20 protein-coding genes are annotated in these 22358 nt (G+C 51.4%); 12 read left to right on the forward strand and 8 right to left on the reverse strand.

All coding sequences use genetic code 11. The features are described 5' to 3' along the window. Positions 1-6 precede the first annotated feature (6 nt). Positions 7-3189 (reverse strand): EAL domain-containing protein, encoded by a 3183-nt coding sequence (locus KNP86_RS11745; protein ID WP_214754415.1) that lies wholly within the window; start codon positions 3187-3189, stop codon positions 7-9. A 152-nt stretch (positions 3190-3341) separates the two neighbouring features. Between KNP86_RS11745 and KNP86_RS11750 the strand changes: the two genes are divergently transcribed. Continuing rightward, the gene (locus KNP86_RS11750; protein ID WP_214754417.1) at positions 3342-3653 is read left to right on the forward strand and encodes a hypothetical protein; all 312 of its coding nucleotides are present in this window, start codon (positions 3342-3344) and stop codon (positions 3651-3653) included. Positions 3654-3692: 39 nt separating this feature from the next. Here the strand turns inward: KNP86_RS11750 and KNP86_RS11755 are convergent, their stop codons facing one another. Next, a complete protein-coding gene (locus tag KNP86_RS11755) occupies positions 3693-4685 on the reverse strand; it encodes an LLM class flavin-dependent oxidoreductase (protein WP_214754419.1) in 993 nt (330 codons plus the stop codon). Positions 4686-4960: 275 nt separating this feature from the next. On the opposite strand from KNP86_RS11755, the gene KNP86_RS11760 reads away from it, so the two are divergent. Together KNP86_RS11760 and KNP86_RS11765 are read left to right on the forward strand one after the other, a co-directional pair. After that, a complete protein-coding gene (locus KNP86_RS11760; RefSeq protein ID WP_214754421.1) occupies positions 4961-6337 on the forward strand; it encodes a YjiH family protein in 1377 nt (458 codons plus the stop codon). 73 nt (positions 6338-6410) lie between these two features. Further along, complete coding sequence (locus tag KNP86_RS11765) at positions 6411-7070, forward strand: C39 family peptidase (protein WP_214754422.1); 660 nt, start codon at positions 6411-6413, stop codon at positions 7068-7070. On the opposite strand, the gene KNP86_RS11770 is transcribed toward KNP86_RS11765, so the two are convergent. Beyond that, on the reverse strand, positions 7058-7867 hold the full coding sequence (locus KNP86_RS11770; RefSeq protein WP_214754424.1) for a hypothetical protein: 810 nt from the start codon (positions 7865-7867) through the stop codon (positions 7058-7060). The genes KNP86_RS11765 and KNP86_RS11770 overlap by 13 nt on opposite strands. A gap of 95 nt (positions 7868-7962) precedes the next feature. Here KNP86_RS11770 and rluF point away from each other — a divergent pair, with 95 nt between their 5' ends. Further along, the gene (gene rluF / locus KNP86_RS11775; RefSeq protein ID WP_214754426.1) at positions 7963-8673 is read left to right on the forward strand and encodes a 23S rRNA pseudouridine(2604) synthase RluF; all 711 of its coding nucleotides are present in this window, start codon (positions 7963-7965) and stop codon (positions 8671-8673) included. Positions 8674-8701: 28 nt separating this feature from the next. Here rluF and KNP86_RS11780 read toward each other — a convergent pair whose 3' ends face one another. Beyond that, on the reverse strand, positions 8702-9121 hold the full coding sequence (locus KNP86_RS11780) for a hypothetical protein (protein WP_214754428.1): 420 nt from the start codon (positions 9119-9121) through the stop codon (positions 8702-8704). Between the two features lie 115 nt (positions 9122-9236). On the opposite strand from KNP86_RS11780, the gene KNP86_RS11785 reads away from it, so the two are divergent. Then, the gene (locus KNP86_RS11785; RefSeq protein WP_214754429.1) at positions 9237-9563 is read left to right on the forward strand and encodes a hypothetical protein; all 327 of its coding nucleotides are present in this window, start codon (positions 9237-9239) and stop codon (positions 9561-9563) included. Positions 9564-9613: 50 nt separating this feature from the next. On the opposite strand, the gene KNP86_RS11790 is transcribed toward KNP86_RS11785, so the two are convergent. Next, positions 9614-12238, reverse strand: coding sequence for a S8 family peptidase (locus KNP86_RS11790; RefSeq protein ID WP_214754430.1), 2625 nt, complete (start codon positions 12236-12238; stop codon positions 9614-9616). A gap of 221 nt (positions 12239-12459) precedes the next feature. Beyond that, a complete protein-coding gene (locus tag KNP86_RS11795) occupies positions 12460-13209 on the reverse strand; it encodes an SDR family NAD(P)-dependent oxidoreductase (protein WP_214710772.1) in 750 nt (249 codons plus the stop codon). A gap of 122 nt (positions 13210-13331) precedes the next feature. On the opposite strand from KNP86_RS11795, the gene KNP86_RS11800 reads away from it, so the two are divergent. Beyond that, positions 13332-13958, forward strand: coding sequence for a TetR/AcrR family transcriptional regulator (locus KNP86_RS11800; RefSeq protein ID WP_214754431.1), 627 nt, complete (start codon positions 13332-13334; stop codon positions 13956-13958). A gap of 26 nt (positions 13959-13984) precedes the next feature. Here the strand turns inward: KNP86_RS11800 and gloA2 are convergent, their stop codons facing one another. Then, positions 13985-14365 (reverse strand): SMU1112c/YaeR family gloxylase I-like metalloprotein, encoded by a 381-nt coding sequence (gene gloA2, locus KNP86_RS11805; RefSeq protein ID WP_214754433.1) that lies wholly within the window; start codon positions 14363-14365, stop codon positions 13985-13987. Positions 14366-14652: 287 nt separating this feature from the next. On the opposite strand from gloA2, the gene KNP86_RS11810 reads away from it, so the two are divergent. The 5 genes from KNP86_RS11810 to ahpF all read left to right on the forward strand — a co-directional run bounded on the left by KNP86_RS11810 (position 14653) and on the right by ahpF (position 20928). Continuing rightward, complete coding sequence (locus KNP86_RS11810) at positions 14653-15564, forward strand: hypothetical protein (RefSeq protein WP_214754435.1); 912 nt, start codon at positions 14653-14655, stop codon at positions 15562-15564. A 170-nt stretch (positions 15565-15734) separates the two neighbouring features. Further along, the gene (gene htpG / locus KNP86_RS11815; protein WP_214754437.1) at positions 15735-17603 is read left to right on the forward strand and encodes a molecular chaperone HtpG; all 1869 of its coding nucleotides are present in this window, start codon (positions 15735-15737) and stop codon (positions 17601-17603) included. 96 nt (positions 17604-17699) lie between these two features. Continuing rightward, entirely contained in the window at positions 17700-18497 is a 798-nt protein-coding gene (locus KNP86_RS11820; protein WP_214754439.1) for an SRA domain-containing endonuclease, read from the forward strand. A gap of 331 nt (positions 18498-18828) precedes the next feature. Further along, on the forward strand, positions 18829-19392 hold the full coding sequence (gene ahpC, locus KNP86_RS11825; protein WP_021067918.1) for an alkyl hydroperoxide reductase subunit C: 564 nt from the start codon (positions 18829-18831) through the stop codon (positions 19390-19392). Positions 19393-19404: 12 nt separating this feature from the next. After that, positions 19405-20928: an alkyl hydroperoxide reductase subunit F gene (ahpF, locus tag KNP86_RS11830; RefSeq protein WP_214754441.1), complete on the forward strand. Its 1524-nt coding sequence runs from the start codon at positions 19405-19407 to the stop codon at positions 20926-20928. Between the two features lie 14 nt (positions 20929-20942). Here ahpF and KNP86_RS11835 read toward each other — a convergent pair whose 3' ends face one another. Beyond that, positions 20943-21356 carry a hypothetical protein gene (locus tag KNP86_RS11835; protein ID WP_214754443.1) on the reverse strand — a complete coding sequence of 138 codons (414 nt, stop codon included), beginning with the start codon at positions 21354-21356 and terminating at the stop codon, positions 20943-20945. A 142-nt stretch (positions 21357-21498) separates the two neighbouring features. Here KNP86_RS11835 and KNP86_RS11840 point away from each other — a divergent pair, with 142 nt between their 5' ends. Then, positions 21499-22335, forward strand: a complete 837-nt coding sequence (locus KNP86_RS11840; protein ID WP_214754445.1) for an aldo/keto reductase — start codon at positions 21499-21501, stop codon at positions 22333-22335. Positions 22336-22358: the final 23 nt, after the last annotated feature.

A 22358-nucleotide genomic window follows, 5' to 3' on the forward strand; every position in this document is an offset into this window, starting at 1 on the left:
TCCTTTTCAGTGTTCTTGATATGAGTCGTACACGTAGTATCCGTCCCCGCCACAGTTTTTCGCGACGTACATGGCCGCGTCCGAGTGATGGATGATCGCATCAAGGGATGCTTGGTCCATCCTAGAGTAGGCGACACCGACACTGGCTGATAATCTAAGTCTCAAGCCGTTCCCGACCGTCATTTCCTGGGAAATGACATGATTCAACTCGCCAAACACGGTTGGATCGAGCGCTTCCGGCTCTGCTTCGATGACGATTAAAAACTCGTCGCCCGCAAATCGGTACGCTTTCCCTGAAACCGTTTGGCTGAACGTACGGATTCGTTTCGCCGTCTCGATGAGCACCTCGTCCCCGATCAAATGACCGTAGGAATCGTTTACTTGTTTAAAGTCATCTAAATCGATAAATAGCAGAGCGACCGTTTGCTTCCGATTCATTTTCTGTCTCAAATCGGTCATGAGCGAATGCCGGTTCGCCAGCTTCGTCAGCCCATCTTGGGTGATGAGCTCAATCACTTCTTGATGCTTGCGTTCACGTCGAATCTCGTTCTCCATCCAGCGGGTCACGAGCAGGATCGTATCGGTCATCTCGTTGATCGTCACCGTGTCGACGACATCGTCCAAGCTGCCTTGTTCAGCCAAAAAGACGACCCATCCGAACGTCTTCCCTTCATTCGCTAGTGGCAGGCTGATCATCGAGGCAAACTCGATTCCATCGATGACGAATTCGTTTCGACCCAGCTTTTGATGACCGATCGTCGTCAACGCGTGTAGTTGCTGCAACTCGTCTCCCGTCCAATCGAGTTTGCTTTCCCCATCCTCTGATAAGACGCGATAGGTGGACTCCGTCGAGAAAACGAGTGCGTGGGAATATCCAATCCAGTCACGGAGCACCGTCTGAATCCGTTTCAATTTATCACTGAACGGTTCGTGAATGGCCGTCACTTCATAGAGCGACTCGAGCGTCTGTTGCCGTCGGGCTTGCGCTCGCGCTTGCTCGGTCAATTCGATTTCCGCCATGACCCATCTGGCGAAATCTTCGAGCGTTTGCAGCGCCTCGGTATCGAAGCGACGTGACCGTTCGTCGGTCACGCATAGCGTACCGATGACGTGGCCGCTTCGTGTCAAGAGCGGCACGCCGGCATAAAAACCAATCCCTTCGAGTAACGGATTGTCCGACATCGCCTCGGCCGTCCGTACATCCTCGATGACGAGCGCCGATTTTCCTGTCACGACACGGTCGCACAACGTCCACTTCCGCTCCACGCTCGAATTTTCAAGCGCGACCCCTTGGCACGATTTGATCCATTGTTGATCCGTCGTCAAAATCGAGATCAGTGCGACCGGCATGTCCAACGTCCGGGCGACAAGCCGTGAGATCCGATCATACCGTTCTTCTCGCGGGGTGTTCAAAATTTCAAGCCGAAGGATTGTCTTCAGTCGTTCGGCCTCCGTCTCATCGAGTGACGTCACCGCCATGGCTTTATCTGACTCGCCCTGACGCAACGCCGCATGTTGTGAGACGAGCGCTTCAAGCGCCTGCTTGAGGTCAGAGGGTGGAAGGGGTCGACTGAAGAAGTATCCTTGAACCTCGTCACATCCGAGCTGATCAATCGCACGATACTGTACTTCAGTCTCAACACCTTCAGCCGTGACCTCTAAATTCAATTTCTTGGCGAGCGAGACGATCAGTTTGACGATTTCGTACTCTTTCAGCCCGTTGTCTTTGTCCAATTGATTGATGAACGAACGGTCAATCTTGATGCCATCGATATCAAACATTTTTAAATAGTTGAGCGACGAATAGCTGACCCCAAAATCGTCAATCAAAATCCGGAACCCCTTCGCTTTCAAATAATCGACTGTTTGAATGCCGAGGAGCGGTTCTTGCATGAGCGTATGCTCTGTGATTTCAAATTCGAACTGTTCCGGCAGCAGGCCATACGCCGAGAGAATCGGTAACAACTGCTGAATATAATCTTGGCGGAACAATACCGGCGAGACGTTGATTGCGACACGTCGGCCTTCAAACAAGTCCGGCTGGTCAATCATGTCACGGCAGACCCGATCAAAGACGAACTCGGTAATATCCTCGATCAAAAGTGACTTTTCGGCAATCTTAATAAACGTTTCCGGCGAGACGTTCCCGAGTGCCGCGCTTTGCCAACGCACGAGCGCCTCGAAATGAACCGTTCCGTCCTGACAGCCGACTTTCGGCTGGTAGACGACGCTCAATTCATCCGCCTTCAACCCTTTGACGAGTTCCATCTCAATCGTCATCTCATCGATGTAGTGCTGCACGTAGTCATCTTTCTCGTACACTTTGATGATTTGTTTCCCAGCCTGTCTGGCCTCCAGGAGTGCTGTTGACGCGTTCATGATGACCCGGTCTGCATCCTCGGTTCCCGCACTGATTCCGAGGCAGCCGGACAAGGCGAATTCCGTCTCGGCAACTTGGTACGTGTAGTCGGCAATCGCCGCGAGCAGGCGCTCCCCATGCATCGTCGCCGTTTCGACCGACGTGTATGGTAAGACGGCGATAAAATCCTCCCCGTCGACGCGACCGATGATTGAGCCTTTCGGCAATAGGTTCGACAAGTGCCGAGTCATCTCTTTAATCAGGCGATGTGACCGCTCCACGCCTTGGAGGGACAGAATGATTTTGAATCGATTGATGTGCAGCCGCATGACGCTCGTCGCTTCCGTTTCTTGTTTCAGGAACAACTTCTCGAGTTCGAGCTTCACTTTCATCAAGTTCGGCATCCCGGTCAAGTAGTCAATATTCTCGATGCTACTCAACAATTTCATTTCCGCCTCTTCCGATAAGTCCGTCGTCAAGCCGAGGACGTAACGCACCTCTCCCGCCTCGTTCTCGAGTGGCATGAGGACGGATGAGGCGAATCGGGCCGTGTTGGCGTCGATGTTCATCTTCGACATGAAATAGACGGGTTCATGCGAGGCGACGACTGCGTCGTAATGCACAATCAGCTCGTTGGCGACCTCGGCCGCGTACATGTCATGCAGATAACGTCCCCCTACGTCTTCCGGAAGTGAGGACGCCAGTTTCCCCTGCTCACTGACGCGCACATAACGGTAACCGTCAGGCGTCACTTCCATCAAAAACACCATCCGGTATAAATGAACGAAAACATCAAACAAATAATACGGGTCGATCTTCATCTGCTGCATACTGTACCTCCAGGCAATCTCCGTTTCCTCTAGTTTAGTTGTTTTAGACGATGTTGTTCACGAAACCGTTCAAAAAAAGGGGAAGCATTTTTTGAGATGTACTTAAAATCGGGTATAGATAGGTAAAAGTTGAAAAAGCGAGGTGAACCATCATGCTCAGTCGAAACGTCTACCCACAGACACGTCCAGGGAAATGGTCGGTCCTCTTGTTGCTCGCTGTGTTCTTTCTCTTAATCATCTCTGCCCTCATTGTCCAGTCGGGTCAACCATTCAATTTCGACACCCTATTCGACAACACGTGGGCTGCCGTCGTGTCGATATCGGCCGTCGTCGCCGCGTTCGGTGCGTTTGTCATTGGACTTTACACGATTTTCCGCAACCATGAGCGCTCGGTCGCCGTCTTCTTTACCGTCTCACTCGGTGGACTGGTCGCCCTGTTCGTCATCATGCAACTGTTTCTCTAATCGAAAACGCACCTATCCGTTAGGACAGGTGCGTTTTGGTCAGAGAAGCTCTTTGGCGAGGAGGCGGTAGACGTTCAGACGACTCTCTTGCGTATGTTGGATGCTGCAAATCATCGCCTCATCAAATCCATAATGGGCCGACTCTTCTTGTAGCTGCGTCGCGATTTGCTTCGGTGTCCCGACAAGATGAATCTTGCGGTTGTTGGCGATTTGAATCTTATCGACTTCGGTGAGGGGGTAATCGTGCGCCGCTTCCGGACTAAGCAGTTGACGGAGCTGGCCTTTCATCAAGAACAAGCGCGACAAATCCGACGGACGGGCCAAATACTCGGCTTCCTCTTCTGTCTCGGCCGTCGTGACGAGATACGTGACGCTAATGTCGGGCTTCTCCATGAACGCGGATGGGGTGAAGTGATGGCGATATGCGTCGAGCGCATCGACGCTCAGTTCACCGTTGAAAAACTGGGCGAACGAATAGCCGAGCCCCATCCGCCCTGCTTGAACGGCGCTGTTTCCGCTCGATCCAAGGAGCCACGCCTCAGGAAGCGTCACCCCGGTCGGAGCGGCCGGCGTGTTCTTATACCATCGCTCTTCCGGGGTCTCGTCGTTAATCAGTTGCAACGTCGTTCCAAGTTTTTCATACAAACCGTCCATCATCGGTTTTTGACCTTGTGACATCGCGTAGATGGCGTTAGGGTCTCCCCCCGGTGCCCGGCCGACCCCGAAGTCGATACGGCCCGGTGCGAGCGCGCTGAGTGTCTTGAACACTTCGGCCATCTTGAGCGGCGAATAGTGCATCATCATGATGCCACCCGACCCAAGACGAATCCGTTCCGTCTTCGCGGCGATATACGCTGCGACGACTTCCGGGGCCGAGCTCGCGAACGACATGCCTCCGTGGTGTTCGGCCATCCACATCCGGTAATATCCTAGTTCTTCTGCCACTTGGGCGAGTTCGACCGCGCTTTGCAACGCGTGTTCTGACGTATGGCCGGATGTCACCGGCGCTTGATCGAGTACACTTAATCTCATCTGTATCGCTCCGTTCCTAAAGTATATATGGTGAATATCTCGAATTTGTAAGACTCGCCGTCATCATACTAAAGTGAGCCCGAGAATACGAGCAGTTCGCTCGTGTGACCGTTTTCTTTTTTTCAGAAAATTGCAACGAGTTGTTGCCTGCTACGTATCCCCTTCTCTATAATGAACGAGAAGAAACTATTCTTTCATAGCGATTCACTCACGCATGATGGGGACATGCGAGTGAGGCGCGCCAACTACTTTTTCGGGGAAAAGGGGTAAAACACATGAATCAGACACCAAACAAGCCTGACCAAGGCGGGACGTCATTCACGTCCAACGACTTTCTGAAATTCTTAATTCCTTCTTTGATCGGCCTCATGTTCTTCATCGTGCCCGTTCCGACCGAGGACGGATTTACGATTCCGGTCGCACTCTTGTCGAATCAGTTGATCGACCTCATCGGCGGGATCGTTCCGACGCTTGCCGTCATCATGATGGGCATCTCAGTGCTTGGATCATTATGGACGTATTTGGCTAAACCGGCGTTCATCCTAGAACGGCCACACTTCAATTCCCTGTTCAACGTCACACCGTTCTGGTTCGGGATGCGAGTCGTCGGTTTTATTGCCGGGGTGATGACGCTTCTCGTGATCGGACCGGAGATGATCACATCCGAATTCACTGGCGGACTCTTGTTGTATGATTTGATTCCGATTTTATTCGCGACGTTTTTATTTGCTGGGATGTTGCTCCCGCTCCTCTTGAACTTCGGTCTGCTCGAGTTTGTCGGGACGATGCTCATCAAAGTGATGCGCCCGCTCTTCAAACTTCCGGGCCGGGCCTCGCTCGACTCGCTCGCATCTTGGGTCGGGGACGCGACGATCGGGATTCTTTTGACGACGAAACAATATGAGAACGGCTATTACACGAAACGAGAAGCTGCCGTCATCGCCACGACGTTCTCCGTCGTCTCGATCACATTCACCATCGTCATCTTGTCGTATATGGAGCTCGACGCTTACTTCCTGCAATACTATGGAGCGATTGTCTTATCAGGGATTGTCGCAGCGCTGATTATGCCTCGGATTTATCCGTTGTCGAAAAAGGCTGATACACCGTACGAAAAAACTGAACTAAAACCGGAAGAACCGGTGCCGGCCAACGTGAAGATGCGGACGTGGGCGTTGCGCCAAGCACTGTTGAAGTCGAAATCTAGCAAAGGTGCCGTCGCCACGTTCAAGGATGGTTTCCAAAACGTGCTCGACATGTGGCTCGGTATCTTGCCGGTCGTCATGGCCGTCGGGACGATTGCGCTCGTCATTGCAGAATATACACCGCTCTTCACGATTCTCGGTAAACCGTTCGAACCGATTTTGATGTTGCTCCAAGTTCCTGAAGCCGAAGCGGCTGCTCAGACGATGGTCGTCGGGTTCGCCGATATGTTCTTACCGGCTGTCCTCGGGAGCGGGATTGAGAGTGAGCTGACGCGGTTCGTCATCGCCACTGTATCGGTCACGCAGCTCATCTTCATGTCGGAAGTCGGGGGACTGCTGCTCGGATCGAAACTGCCGATTTCATTCTTTGACCTCGTCCTCATTTTCTTACTCCGGACGTTTATCACGTTACCTATTATCGTCGGGATCGCCCACTTGGTCTTTTGACGACACAACGCCTCTTCTCGTAGTTTCCTGAGAAGAGGCGTTGTTTGTATACTAAAGAAAAAGGAGGTGCGTCATGGAACATCATTACGCAGGTCAGCTCGAGGTCGCGAAAAAAGGCTATGCCGGGATCGTCGACCCTGTGGCTTATGTGAACGACCGCTATCACGGCCATTGGACGATCAAAACCGAAAAGCGGATTGAAGGAGTTCCGGCGCTCCTGCAAAAAACGTTCAACGGCGGCAAAAACAATTGTACGCTCACTTCGATGACGGCCGTCTTTCGTTATTACCGTGACCAAGGCTATGACCAAATCCCTGAGGACGTGTTCAAGATTCAACAAGATGCCCGCGAGATCGCCCTCGCCCATCAGTTCAAAGACGAGAAAGGCACACCCCCGACCCGCATCGCGACAATCGTCACGAAACTGTGGGCCCACTACGGCTACAAAGGGCATAGCAGCTCACGTTATCTATGGAAATGGTCGACGTTCGAGCGCGAACTCGCGGCCGACCGTCCCTTCATCTTGAATATGGCGAACGGGTTCTATAAAAATCACTCTGTGACCGGAATCGGGTACATCATCTTCCGCAAACCCGGCTTTCCCGACGTCATCTTGCTCGAGGTGCTCGATAATCGGGTACGTGACGTCCGTTATATCGATTTCAACGAGTTCAACTTTTGGGGCAGCATCACGCGCGTCCATCCGCCAAAGCTTGACGTTCAGGCAAAATAACGACGAGCGCTCGTCTCGATGGCTGCCCCGATTCGAATCAGATGGTCTCGCTTCGCGTACGAACCGTGATGGAGTCCGAATACGTCTCGACCGTTCCCGAGACCGACGAACACTTCGGATGGTTTGAAATGCAGTCCGACCATCGGGACACCGAGCGTCGTATGATAACCAAGCTCGAACCGGGCACTCGGATACGCCTCGATTCGCTCACTGTAAGTGAATCCTTCAAACGACGCGCAGTTGTCCCGCCCAAGGACAATCAGACGAGACGGGTTCACATAACGGATCGTCCGTTGCAGCAAATCGAGTGACGTCGGGTGATCCATCCATTGTCGTCCCGTCCGCAACCGGCCCATCTGACGCCACGTCGCATATTTGAAGAAGTCGACATGGAGCGCGGACCCGTCGTAGAACGAGCGTCCCATGCCCTCCAGCAACGCTTCCAGTTTCGCCCCACCCCGCTTGCCGAACCAACTCGTCGTCGCTCGTCCGGCCTCAAAATAGGCCGCGGCGTGTTCAAGCGTCGCTTCGTGCGCCCTTTCGTCTTGAAGATAGGCATCGAGTGATTGGTCACGCCAATAAAATTTTTGCGACTCCCCACTTCTGACGCTACCGTCCCGTTCGAAAAACTCTCCGCGCGACGGGTTCGTCCCGATGGTGAGCCATTGTTCCTCCGTCGGTCGCCCGTACCATAGAACCGGGGACGCCCCATCAATCAGCTCTGCCTGAAACGACGACGTCATGAGCGCTTGTTGAAATCGTATCGCGTCTTGCAATAGCACACGTGCCTGCTCCATCGTGCCACATCCTCTCTACTCGGTCGTTTCCCGCTTTCAGGCACATGTAAAATACGTTATAGTGAGAGGACGAAGCCAAAAAAGGACGTGGATCTATGCGTATCAACAAATTCATCAGTGAATCCGGCAAGGCGTCCCGCCGCCAAGCCGACCGCCTCATCGAAGAAGGACGGGTCACCATCAACGGGAAGAAAGCGAAAATCGGCGACCAAGTGAACCCAGGAGACGAAGTGCTCGTCAACGGTTCGGCCGCCCGCGTCGCACGAAACAACGTCTATATCGCCGTCCATAAACCGGTCGGCATCACGAGCACGACCGAGAAAAAGGTCAAAGGCAACTTGGTCGACCTCGTCAACCACCCGCTCCGCATCTTCAATATCGGCCGTCTCGATAAAGACTCGGAAGGACTCATCTTGATGACGAACGACGGTGATATCGTCAACGAGATCCTTCGCGCAGAGGGTGAGCACGAGAAAGAATACATCGTCTCGGTCGATAAGCCGATTACCCCGGAGTTCGTCGAACAGATGGAAGCCGGCGTCAAAATTCTCGGCCAGAAGACGTTGCCGTGTAAAGTCCACCAACTGTCGAAGTTCGATTTCAACATCACGCTTACGCAAGGACTCAACCGCCAAATCCGTCGCATGTGTGAAGTGCTCGGCTACGAGGTATACCGTCTTCAACGCGTGCGTGTCATGAACGTCACGCTCGGTAAGCTCCCGCCAGGACAATGGCGCGACCTATCGAAGAAAGAGCGCGAACAGTTGTTCCGCGAATTGAATTACGAACCGAAAGAATGGTATTGAAAAGCAGCCTGAGACATCTCGGGCTGCTTTATTCTGGTCGGAGCGATGCGACATGGTCGGTCTCACGACGGATGAAACGTTTGAGCTGGGCGCTCAGATCATCGAGCTGCCCCATCGTCGTCTCGAACAAGAAGGACGCGTTCATGTCTCCCCCATCGCCTTTCATTTGTTCGACCACGGCGTTGACTTGCACGGTCCCTCTCGCATTCGCCAGTTCGAACGTCAAGGAGACGTGGACGAGCGGAACATTGAGTCTCCACGTCTGGGGCGACTTCCCGTTCCGGGCATTGAACGCCCGTAACGTGGAGACGAGTGATTCGATGTCGGCGTCTGTGACATATTCGTCCACCGTGACCTCGCACCATTTCCCTTTCAGCGTCAATACGACTTCCATTTCCAACACGTCTTCCCAAATCCGTCTCAGTTTGAACTGTTCCACCATAGCCATCCCTCACTCTCTCATTTCGACTATATCATGTCGTTTCAACGAAATCCGTCAACATTTCGCCAAAACGGGAATAGTCCTATACAGATGATTTTGTAACGAAAAGAGGTGAATCGTCATGAATGGCGCCTTGTTCCCTCGTACCTCGGTCGGCAAGTGGTCGATTATCCTCATCGGCTTGTTCCTTGCCATGTACGTGCCGTTCCTCCTGCTCGATAACTTTGATACGACCTTCCATTCGACGCTCTGGAGCGACAACGCCGCGAACATGCTACGGCTCAGCTATATGACCACGTTCTCCGTCCTCGGGCTCGGAGCGTTCGTGACCGGCTGGTGGGCCATCTTGAAACAAAAAGAGTACGCCGTGCTCGTCTTCTTCGCAGCCGTCCTTGGATCCGGATTGTTCGTTCTATTGGTCATGGAGCTTCTCGGTGTTCTCGAGTAGAAGACAAAAACAAGGAGTTCGCGGCGGCGAACTCCTTGTTTCATGTGTACTTATTTGACGGTGACGTGCTTCATCTGGCTCGCGCGACCTTTCGCGTCCTCGATGTGGATCGAGAGGCGCTCCCCTTTTTTAAGGGTGCGTGTCTTCGTGACGAACGTTCCCGTGAGGCCGGTCGTCCCTTTTCCGATGACGCGGCGCTTCGCGTCTCGGACGATGACCGTCATTCCCGCATCCGCGCGACCCGATACTTGCTTCGCGTTCGCACGTGGTGTCGAGACGGTCGGTTGTTTCGCACGGGCACCTTTCACAACGAGAAGGCGTTCGCTCGAGACGAGCTTCCCGTTGCTATAGACGACCCGGAGAACCGTGCCTGCTTTTTGAGCTCCGATATTCAATGCGACACGAGCTTGTTTCGATGTTCCGGTCGCGAGACGTTTCTCGCCGTTATAGACCGTCACTGTCGTCCCGCTCTGCACGCTAGCAGCAAACACCGTCGAATTGTCACGGACGACGCCTGGCTTGGCGTAGAGACGTAGCATCGAAGCCGCATGGTGCACATTAACCTTGCCATAGCCGCTGATGTAGTCATAGTTGAACGGAAGTTCTTCCTCCGAGTCTTCCATGAAATAATCAAGGCCGTCTTCATAGCTCATTCCACCTGTCGCATCCCCGCCAGAGAAAGCAAGCGGCTCTGCCGTACGATGGAGCAACTGACGAATCTCTTCGACTTTGAGTGCCGGACGTGTCGATAGCAGTAATCCAACGACGGCTGAGACGTGTGGCGTCGCCATACTCGTGCCGTCCATATAGACGACGTTTCCGTTCGGGACGAGACTCGCGACTTTCGTGCCCGGCGCCACGACATCGACCCCATAGCCATAGTTCGAGTAATCCGAGACGATGCCGAACGTGTTCGTCGCACCGACCGAAATCGTATACTTCGATGAAGCTGGGTAAGAGAGACTTGAATCGCCATCATTCCCCGTTGCCGCCACGACGACGACACCGCGGTCATAGGCGTACTTCAACATGTAGCCGATCGTCCGGCTCTCGCTGCCGCCAAGGCTCATGTTGATAACTTTCGCACCAGCATCGACGGCATATTTGATTCCGAGCGCGATTTGTTCCGTATCCCCAGAACCGCTCGCGTCGAGCACTTTGACTGGGAGAATCGAGACAGCAGGCATCATCCCGCGCATCGATGTCCCGTTGTTTTGAATCGCACCGATGACGCCGGCCACGTGTGTCCCGTGTCCGTGATCGTCAAGCGCGCTGCCTTCCCCGTTCGGGTCGACAAAATTTTTCTCGTTGGCGATGTCGACCCGTCCTTTGAAATCAAGGAGGCGATAGTCGACACCCGTATCGAGGACGGCGACTTTCACCGAACGGACCGGCAATTTGAGAGCCTCATACGCATCGATTCCGATTCCGGCTTCCTGGAATGGCTGCAACACCGATTTCGAGTTGAGTGACCATTGATAGTCGTAACTCGTGTCGGCCATGAACGCTTGATACGTCTGGACCGGCTCGATGAATTCGACGTTCGTGTCACGCTCGAGCGTCGTCTTGGCCGTCGCCTGCGTTTTCGTGCTCGCCGACTCGACATCGACGACCGCGAAGTGGTCACCTGGGCGACCGATATCGATCTGTTCTGCCGAGACGTTCGACAATGCGTTCATCTTGCCGAGCGACTTGCTCGGTGACGACTTGTATTTGACGATATAACGCGGGGCATCATCAATTTCAATCGATACTCCGAATTTGACCATCACATCTTGAAGCGGTGTCCCGGCAAGTGTACCTGTGCCGAGTGTGGCTGCTACTTTGTTTACTTCTGCCTGTAACGCGGTCGGGACGTTTGTCGTCACGAAGGCCTGCAAGCTCTTGATGGCAGCCTCATCCGCTTTCGTGAGCGTGTACGCCTTGCGGTCGACGAGCGCGTTCATGAGTGGCTGTAGCGCCTTCAAATCATTGTACGCTTGTTGACGTTTGGCTCCGTCTTTCACAATCGCTTTGATCAAGTACGGAGACGTGCGATAGTACAAGGCGGCCAAATCGTTCCCGGCCTCAGACTGCGACAACACTTCCGTCTGAATGCGACGGATGAGCTTCAACATCGAGTCGCGCTCCGGTGTCGGATTCAAAATCGACTCGACGGCACACATGCCGGCCTCAGTCTCGATGTTCTCATATTTGACCGGCAATTTGACCGGGTTGTAGACGAGCTTGATGTCAGACGCAGCGGCCTCCTCCGCGTCTTCTGTCATTGGAAGGTACTCCACTTTGATGTAGTACGGGCCTTCCCATGCATACGGGAGACGAATCGTCGCCGCCTGTTGTTCTTCCTCTTGTGTCGCGCTCGAACGATATTGTTCGAACGTCTCATCTTTCGCTGCCATGTCGGCGCTCGGATAGACCGAGATGTTTGCGAGTTTTGTTGACTCGAACTGGATTTCCATATGTGTCATTGATGACGGGGCACCCCGCTCCATCTTGAACCAATATGTATTCGTTGCGTCCGTCCCGGTCTCAAACGCGACCTCCACTCCCGGGCTGAGCGTCTTCGCATCTTGCATGCCCGCTCCTGCATCCGCGCTCACGTGGGGCGGGATCAAGGCCAAGACGAGCATGAGCACCGTGACGAATGATAATACTTGTTTCCATGTTGCTTTCATCTGTTTTCCTCATTTCTACATGTCCATAGCTACGACCGACGGATCCGTCAATTCATGTATGCGAGATAATGGCTTGAAGGTTCCAACAATTAACTCCAAAAAATCACTTCATTTCATTATTTTAGGAAACGCTCAATTTGTCTATCTCTAATATGGTTTTTTCAAAAAATAATATGAAAAAGGTCAGAGGAATTTCCTCTGACCTGGACAAATGATTTTTCTTATTTGGCCGTGACACCCCCGTCGACGGGTAGTTCGATTCCGGTGATGTGGTTCGCCTCGTCCGATGCAAGGAACAAGACAGCCGCAGCCACTTCCCCCGCCTGACCGAGATTCGGCAAAGCGATTTGATTCAGGAAATGCTGTTTATAGTCCGGGTGCTCCATGTGCGGCGCGCTCATCGGCGTCACGATATAGCCCGGATGGACCGAGTTGACGCGAATATTGTGCTTCCCGTAATCGACGGCCGCAGCCTTCGTAAGTGAGCGAACGGCCCCTTTTGAAGCCGTATAGGCACCTGCCCCGGCCATACCGGTGAGCGCCGAGATTGACGAGATGTTGACGATTGAACCGCCGCCATTTTGCTCCATGAGCGGGATGGCATACTGCGTCCCGAGCATGACGCCATCGATATTGATTCGATACGTCCGTGCCCAGTCGTCCTCGGTCTGTTCCAAGAACGGTTTTGCAAGCGCGATGCCCGCATTGTTGACGAGAATATCAAGCTTCCCGCACACCGATTGCACTTCATCATAAATTCTTTCCCAATCACTGCGCGAAGTGACGTCGTGCTGAAGTGCGAGCGCCTCTCCTCCGTTCGCCCGGATCGTTTCGACGACACGTGTCACCGCGTCTACATTGATGTCTGTCGCGACAACCGTCGCTCCTTCGCGTGCGAACAGTTTGGCCGTCTCTTCACCCATACCGCTGCCTGCCCCCGTAATGACCGCTACTTTCCCCGTTAACCGCATTGTTCCAGCTCCAATCTTAAATTATGATAGTCTAACTATCATAATAGTAGTCGATGCACATTCGATTCTCAACGAAACTGCTTCAAAGCGTTATAATGACAAGAGAACAAAGAGGTGATGATATGAGTAAACGTCAACAAAACAAAGAAGAACGATTAAATCGCATCATCAGTCAGGCTGAAATCCTGTTTCTGAAAGACGGATTCGAGCGCGTCCAAATGCAGGATATCGCTGATGCCGCCGAAATCGGGGTCGCGACACTGTTTCGCTATTTCCCGAAAAAAGATCAGTTGATTGTCGCAGCAGCTGTCCGTAACTTGGCACCGACGCTCGACGCGTTCAAGGAATTGACGAGCCGGACGGGAGATGCGTACTCGCGACTCGAGGCGATCATTGACTATTTGCTCGAACAACAAATGAAACGGACGAGTCACTCTCGCTTCCGTGAAGCGTTCGAGAGTCATGCCTCGTTCGTCGTAAGTCCCCTTCCCGGAATCGATAACTACATCGGACTACAGCGCGAGATTATGGAGACGCTCGAACCGCTCATTGAGCACGGGAAGACGGACGGCTCACTTCGAAGTGACATCGACGTGAAAACGACCGTCGTCACCGTCATCAACGCGTTCGGTACGTTCGGCAACAATATCATTTTGAAGTCTCACATCAGTTATTTAGAGGACGATATCGAACCGCACATCCAACAACGGGTGTTGCGAGAGATGCTCTTGTCGTATGTGCGCCCATAACGAAAGCCCCTTCGCGTGAAGGGGCTTTATTCATGTAGCTCGAGTGGCAGACCGTCTGGGTCGAAGAAGAACGTCATCTTCTCGCCCGTGAACGTGTCATACCGAATCGGTTCCGTCGTGACACCGTGCGTATTCAGTTCGGCGACGACCGACTCGATGTCGTCGACTTTAAAGGCGAGATGACGGAGCCCACACGCCTCCGGAAAGCTCGGCCGTTTCGGGCTATCCGGTTTGATGAACAGCTCGAGCTCGTACGCGCCGAGCCGCAGGTCGATCTTGTGATCGCCTTTGTCCGGACGATGATGCTCGCGGATGACGTCGAAACCGAGGATATCGATGTAGAACCGCTTCGCCTCGTCATAGTTCGAGGCGATAATCGCCACGTGATGGATTGTATGTAACTCCATAAAAATCCCCCATATACAAAAAAATGAGCACCTCTCACTAGAGGTGCTCTCGAAAAGTCTACCGCGTCGAACCACGCTCCACAACGTGCTCCCGAAGGAATGTCCGCCGTCTTACATAGACCAGCTCATCGCATGTACTCAACAATATACGTTTACATGAATCACGTCAAGAATAATTGTTCACAAATTTAGAATATCAATTTCAATTAATTGGATGTTATAATTTGATTTGTGTTTTTTTGATTTCCATACAGATTAATCATTTCCAAAAATAGGAGGAACAAGTTTTGAAAAAAGGATTAACCATGTTGGCCTTATCATTTTTACTGGTAGGATGTAATTCCACGGAAGAACAAGCTGTCACTGAGAGTAAAGACCTAGTAGATTCGACAACAGAAACACCAGTAGAAACAGAGACTGATTCAAGCACTGAACCAGTTACAGAAGAGACGGCTAAGGAAGCAGATGCAACAAACGTGGATGATTCTGAAGCTATTGCACATAATTTCAAGCTTACAGAGCTGAAAGGGAACGATATCAATCAAACTCTGCGGAAACCGGCAGACTATACAGGAAAAGAATTTTCCTTCATCGCACACGTTTACAACACGCAAACTTCAGAGGCTGGGATTCAAACACTTACCGTTCGAGTTCGCGATTCTGCCAATGAGCATACTGCCATCCTCGAATATAACCCTGCTTCATTTAATAATGAACGTATTGTAGAAAATGATCTTATCGCTGTGAACGCCACTTTTGAAAAAATCGAGAATAGTGAATTCTCAGAAGGCGATGCACCTAAATTTAACGCCATTGCTAAAACACGCGTCATTGATTATTTATCCATGTTAGGTGTAGCCACTTATTACGAAGGTTTAGGAATTTCTGTTGATCAGTTAAATATTAATGTGGAAGACGGATCTTCAATTGATTCGATTGAAAAGACGATTTCGCTGCCAGTCGATGAGAATAGCAAAGTTCTCATCGAAGATGCAGGATCTGACAAGTTATCATTTTTGTCGACTACTTCGAACGATACGAAAATGTATTGGGTCGGGGAGTATGATGACGAATTCGGAATGGAAGAATACGAATTCACGACTCAACTTTACGTTTACTTTGGAAAGGCTCAATCTGAAGCAAAAAGTTTTTCGTTTGATAACTTCGAACAATTATACGTGGACTATTGGTCCGAATAATTTAGGATTTTCATAATAGACTAGGTGAAGCAATCCCTTCATCTAGTCTATTTTTATATTTCATACTTTAGTAAGCACCTTGACATCTTCCTAAAAATTAGGATAATCAATAGTGTTAGCACTCTTATTGGGAGAGTGCCAAAATCGAACAAATAAAAAGGAGAACGATCATGACAAAGAAACAGTTTCAAGCCGAATCGAAACGAATTTTAGAGTTGATGGTCCACTCAATCTATACGCATAAGGACATCTTCCTCCGTGAGCTCATCTCGAACGCGAGTGACGCCATCGACAAGATGTATTACCGGGCCTTGTCAGATGAGGCGATCGACTTCAACAAGGACGACTATTTCATTAAAGTCGAGTTCGACAAAGACGCCCGCACAATCACCATCCGTGACACCGGAATCGGTATGACGGCCGATGAGCTCGAATCGAACCTCGGGATCATCGCCAAGAGCGGCTCGCTCGCGATGAAGCAGGCGACGAAGATGGAAGAAGATCACAGCCTCATCGGTCAGTTCGGTGTCGGCTTCTACTCGGCGTTTATGGTTGCCGACCGTGTGACGGTCCGCACCCGCTCGGTCGACAGCGAACAAGGCTACTTGTGGGAGTCGGAAGGTACGGACGGCTATACGATTGAGCCGACGGATAAGACCGACATCGGGACTGAGATCACGTTGCACGTGAAAGCCGACACGGACGACGAGACGTACTCATCATTTCTCGAAGAGTACGAGATCCGTTCGCTCATCAAGAAGCATTCGGACTTCATCCGCTATCCGATCAAGCTCGACGTGACGAAGCACCGTCAAAAAGACGACTCAGAAGAGTACGAGGACTATATCGAAGAAGAGACGGTCAACAGCATGGTGCCGATTTGGCGCAAACGGAAGAGCGAGCTCTCGGACGAGGACTACAAGGCGTTCTATCACGAGAAGCGCTACGGCTTCGACGAGCCGCTCAAACACCTTCACTTGAACGTCGACGGCTCCATCCGGTATCAGTCGATTCTCTACATCCCATCGACGGTCCCGTTCGACTATTACACGAAAGAGTTCGAGAAAGGGCTCGAGCTGTACTCGAACGGCGTCTTGATCATGGAGAAGTCGCCTGACCTGCTCCCGGACTATTTCGGTTTCGTCAAAGGGATGGTCGACTCGGAAGACCTTTCGCTCAACATTTCCCGGGAGATGCTGCAGCAGGACCGCCAACTCCGCGTCATCGCCAAAAACGTGAAGTCGAAAATCAAAGGCATGCTCGAGAAGATGCTCCAAAATGAGCGCGAAGACTACGAGAAATTCTTCGAGTCGTTCGGCCGTCAGCTCAAGTTCGGCGTCTACGATCAGTTCGGTGCCGCCAAGGACGAGTTGAAAGACTTGCTCTTGTTCCACTCGTCGAACGAGAACAAACTCGTCACGCTCAAAGAGTATGTCGAGCGCATGAAAGACGACCAGAAGTACATCTATTACGCGACGGGTGAATCGATTCACCGCATCGACCTGTTACCACAAGCGGAGCGCTTGAAAGAAGAAGGATTTGAGATTCTCTATTTCACCGAAGAAATCGACGAGTTCGCCATCAAGATGCTCCAGTCGTATGACGACAAAGAGTTCAAGTCAATCGCGAGCGGTGACCTCGGGCTCGATGACGAGGCGGCCCATTCCCTCAATGAGGACAACAAGGACTTGTTCGCCTTCATGAAACAAGAACTGGGCGACCGTGTTAAAGAAGTGCGCGCATCGACACGCCTCAAGTCACATCCGGTTTGCTTGACGGTCGCCGGCGACGTCTCGATCGAGATGGAGAAGATTTTGAACACGATGCCGAATGGCGGCGGCATGAAAGCCGAAAAAGTGCTTGAAGTGAACGCCGATCACGCCATCTTCCAGACGTTACAGCGCACCTATAAGGAAGATGAAGCGAAAGCGAAACAGTATACCGATTTGCTCTATCAGCAAGCGCTCCTTATCGAAGGGCTACCGATTGAAGACCCGGTCGCCTATTCGAATGCGGTGTGTGCGTTGATGGCAGAATAATGGAAAGGCAGAGGGCGACCTCTGTCTTTTTCATTTATTCGTATGGAGACGTGATACAATTTAACGTAGAAGAAATTCTTGGGAATGAGGTGTCATATGCTGTTCGAAAAAAATAAGTTGTATAAACGCTCTGAACTTCACGATCGTTATGGTGGGAGTCGACAACGAGGGATTAGTACCCCCAACAAACATAAACTTATCTTTATATTCGATAGTGGAATGGACGAAGAGTTTGGATACAAAAATGGTTGGAACGAAGATGATGGCCTCTATTATTACAGCGGAGAAGGACAGGAAGGAAATCAATCGTTCTCGTTCGGCAACAAAGCGCTCCTTAACCATGTAGAGAACGGCGAAGACGTTTATTTATTTGAATCACTCGGACGAGGGACTTATCGCTTTGTCGATCAACTCATTTTAATTGGATTCGATATTCAATTTGGAATTGATAAATATCATAATCAACGAGAAGTCATCGTCTTTGCTTTTGAACCGTTACACGTGATTCAGGAAGAGGCCCATCAATTCTCATCGACGATGCGTTATAAACCGATTGAAGAGTTAGAGGAAATTGCATCACGCGATCCCAAACGAGCCACCGGCTTAAGTATGTCCGCACGAAAGCTACAAGTTCGCGAACAAACAGCAGCGCTTCTTTATTATGTGCTGGCTCGTGCCAATAACTGTTGCGAAGCTTGTGGGCAACCAGCTCCGTTTGAAACGGAAAACGGACCTTATCTCGAGCTCCACTCGCTCTATAAAGAATCCGATGATGGCTTATCGCAACCGGATCAAGTCGTAGCAGTTTGTCCGAACTGTCACGCTCGCCTGCATAAAGGTACAGACAGAGTAGAATTTAATCAACATATCATCAATAAGATTCAACAACCTTAATCTGCTTTAGATTGAGGTTTTTTATTTGTAATTGATAATGTGACGATTTATTACGAGAATCATGTGTTCATTTCTTCAGCAAATCTATATCTATGAGTAAGGTTTTATTTTTTTTGCATAGGTTATTGAAAACAAAATCACATTTATTTTGTAATCGTTTTCTTTCCTTTCATCAAGCGATTTATCCGTTTAACGTTGATACATCAACATTTTACCAGACATGCAAACGCCTTGACATTTTTGGCGGGTTATATGAAGTTAGTATTACATTATAATTATTCTAGTAGAGGTAGAATCCCACTAGAGTAAAAAACCAAGGAGGACATATCCCATGTCATTAATCGGCAAAGAAATCTTACCTTTCAAAGCACAAGCATTCCAAACAGGTGAATTCCTCGAAGTATCAGACAACGACTTCAAAGGTCAATGGAGCGTCGTTTGCTTCTACCCAGCTGACTTCACATTCGTCTGCCCGACTGAACTTGAAGACCTTCAAAACGAATACGCAACACTTAAAAACCTCGGCGTCGAAGTCTACTCAGTATCGACTGACACACACTTCACGCACAAAGCATGGCACGAAACGTCTGAGAAAATCGGCAAAATCGAGTACATCATGATTGGTGACCCATCACACACAATCTCACGTAACTTCGACGTCTTGAACGAAGAAGATGGCCTTGCTGACCGCGGTACGTTCATCATCGACCCAGACGGCGTCATCCAAACAGTAGAAATCAACGCAGGCGGCATCGGCCGTGACGCGAGCACACTCGTCAACAAAGTCAAAGCGGCACAATACGTCCGCAACAACCCAGGCGAAGTTTGCCCGGCTAAATGGGAAGAAGGATCTGCAACACTTCGCCCAAGCCTCGACCTCGTCGGCAAGTTGTAAGGAGCGGATTTCATGTTAGAAGCAGATATTAAACAACAGTTGGACCAATATCTCCAGCTCATGGAGGGCGATGTCGTCCTCCGTGTCAGCGCTGGAGACGACGCGGTCTCAAAAGAGATGCTCGACCTCGTGAACGAACTCGCGAGCATGTCGTCACGCATCTCGGTCGAGAACGTCACGCTCGAACGCACACCGAGCTTCAGCGTGAGCCGTCCGTCTGAAGAGACAGGAATCGTCTTCGCAGGAATCCCGCTCGGTCACGAGTTCACGTCACTCGTCCTCGCGTTGCTCCAAGTGAGCGGCCGGGCGCCGAAAGTGGACGCGGATGCGATCAAACAGATTCAAAACATTCAAGGCACGTACCACTTCGAATCTTATATCAGCCTCAGCTGCCATAACTGCCCGGACGTCGTCCAGGCACTCAACGTCATGAGCGTCCTCAACCCGAACATCTCACACACGATGATCGACGGTGGTGCGTTCAAGGCAGAAGTGGAAGCGAAAGAAATCATGGCTGTCCCGACCGTCTTCTTGAACGGCGAGGCGTTCGGCAACGGACGCATGTCACTTGAAGAGATTTTGGCGAAACTCGGAACTGGTCCTGACGCTTCGGCATTTGAAAACAAAGAACCGTATGACGTTCTTGTCATCGGTGGCGGCCCAGCTGGTGCGAGCGCAGCGGTTTACGCGGCTCGTAAAGGCATCCGGACTGGTATCGTCGCGGAACGCTTTGGTGGTCAAGTGATGGACACGATGGGGATTGAGAACTTCATCGGCACCTCTTACACGGAAGGCCCGAAACTCGTCGCGAGCTTGGAAGAGCACGTGAAAGAATACGGCATCGACGTCATGAACCTCCAGCGCGCGAAGCGCCTCGAGAAGAAAGACCTCGTCGAAGTCGAACTTGAGAACGGTGCCGTCTTGAAGAGTAAGAGTGTCATCCTTTCGACTGGTGCACGCTGGCGCAACGTCAACGTCCCAGGTGAAGCCGAGTTCAAAAACAAAGGTGTCGCCTACTGCCCGCACTGTGATGGCCCGCTCTTCGAAGGCAAGCGCGTCGCGGTCATCGGTGGCGGTAACTCTGGAATTGAAGCAGCCATCGACCTCGCTGGAATCGTCAAACACGTGACGGTGCTCGAGTTCGCTGCCGAACTCAAAGCCGACCAAGTGCTTCAAGACCGTCTCCACAGCCTCCCGAACGTGACCGTCGTCACGAACGCTCAGACGACAGAAATCACGGGTAGGGACAAAGTGAACGGCATCTCGTACTTGTCACGTGAGACGAACGAGACGCATCACGTCGAACTCGAAGGCGTCTTCGTCCAAATCGGCCTCGTCCCGAACACGGACTGGCTCGACTCGGTCGAACGCAACAACTTTGGTGAGATCGTCGTCGACCGTCACGGCGCGACGAACGTCCCAGGTGTTTTCGCAGCAGGTGACTGCACGAACAGCGCCTACAAACAAATCATCATCTCGATGGGATCTGGTGCGACGGCCGCACTCGGTGCTTTCGATTATATGATTCGCAACTAATAGGAAACGCGTCCTCACATTGGAGGACGCGTTTTTATAATTTCTCCCGAGTCTGGTAGAAACAAGATCCTGTCTCCAGAATCGATTTCAAACAAGTAGACGCGATTCGGTCGAAATGGGTTCCATCCCCTGTCCGATACACCGAGATCATTCACATATGTCACGTTCTTGTGTTCTCTTTTCAAAGTATGTTCCGCCTCGGCGACTGAATAACTCGGCAACCCAAAGTAAATCGCTCCAGCAATCAATAATGAAAAGATGACTCCCATTCTTATACGATATCGGTTTTCTAAACTCTTTAGGCCAATCAACGCCACGATAATCATACTGGTCGCCGTTCCAAACGCCGCCGAGTTTCCATACCAAGCCTCATTTACGAACATCATTCCTCCAATGGCCAATATCCCGAACATCCACCACCACTTCATCCCCATCACCTCTCTTCAATTATCCCAAAAATAGGAAAATAGGCAACTTCATTTTAGCTTTCTCCAACCGATTCAAACGTTTGATTCCCCGGGAAAGTGGAATATCGGACAAGAGAACGGATTTTGAATGAGGAGGCATTTTATGAACATCCCAACCATCAAACTACATGACGGCTACGAGATTCCGGCCATCGGACTCGGCACTGTCTATTTACGAGGTGAACCGGGCGTCGACGCGATCACGAGCGCCATCCGCAACGGCTATCGCCTCATCGATTCGGCGATTCGCTATGACAATGAAGGAACAGTCGGCGAGGCCATTCGCCAATCCGGCATCCCGCGCGAGCAACTGTTTTTGACGTCAAAGCTTCGCGCCCAATACTTCGACTACGACGATGCGCTCGAGATGATTCGAGAATCGCTCTACCGGGCGAACCTCGACTATTGGGACTTATTTCTGTTGCATTGGCCGAACCCGAAGCAAGACAAATACGTCGAGGCGTGGCGCGCCCTCATCCAAGCGAAAGAGAACGGGTGGATTCGCTCCATCGGTGTCTCGAACTTTATGCCCGATCACCTCGACCGTTTGATTGAGGAGACGGGTGAGACACCGGTCATCAACCAAATCGAGCTCCACCCATACTTCTCCCAAGTGGAGCAGCGTCAGGCTGACAAAGAGCGCGGCATCATCACTGAGGCATGGAGTCCGTTGAGCCGAGCCCGGACCGTCACGCATGACGAGACGATCGCGGAACTAGCAAGACAAAAAGGCAAGACCGTGTCCCAAGTCATTCTGCGTTGGCACGTCCAACTCGGTGTCATCCCGCTCCCGCGTTCGTCGAGCGAGTTGCACCAAAAAGAGAACCTCGACGTCTTCAACTTCGAATTGACCGAGGACGAGATGGAGACGCTCAACGCCCTGACGAAGCCGGACGGCCGCATCGATAATCAAGACCCAAGAGAATACGAGGAATACTAAAAAAGATTGAGCCGCGTGGGCTC

This window comes from Exiguobacterium sp. s16 (assembly GCF_018618115.1).
Lineage (GTDB): Bacteria > Bacillota > Bacilli > Exiguobacteriales > Exiguobacteriaceae > Exiguobacterium > Exiguobacterium mexicanum_A.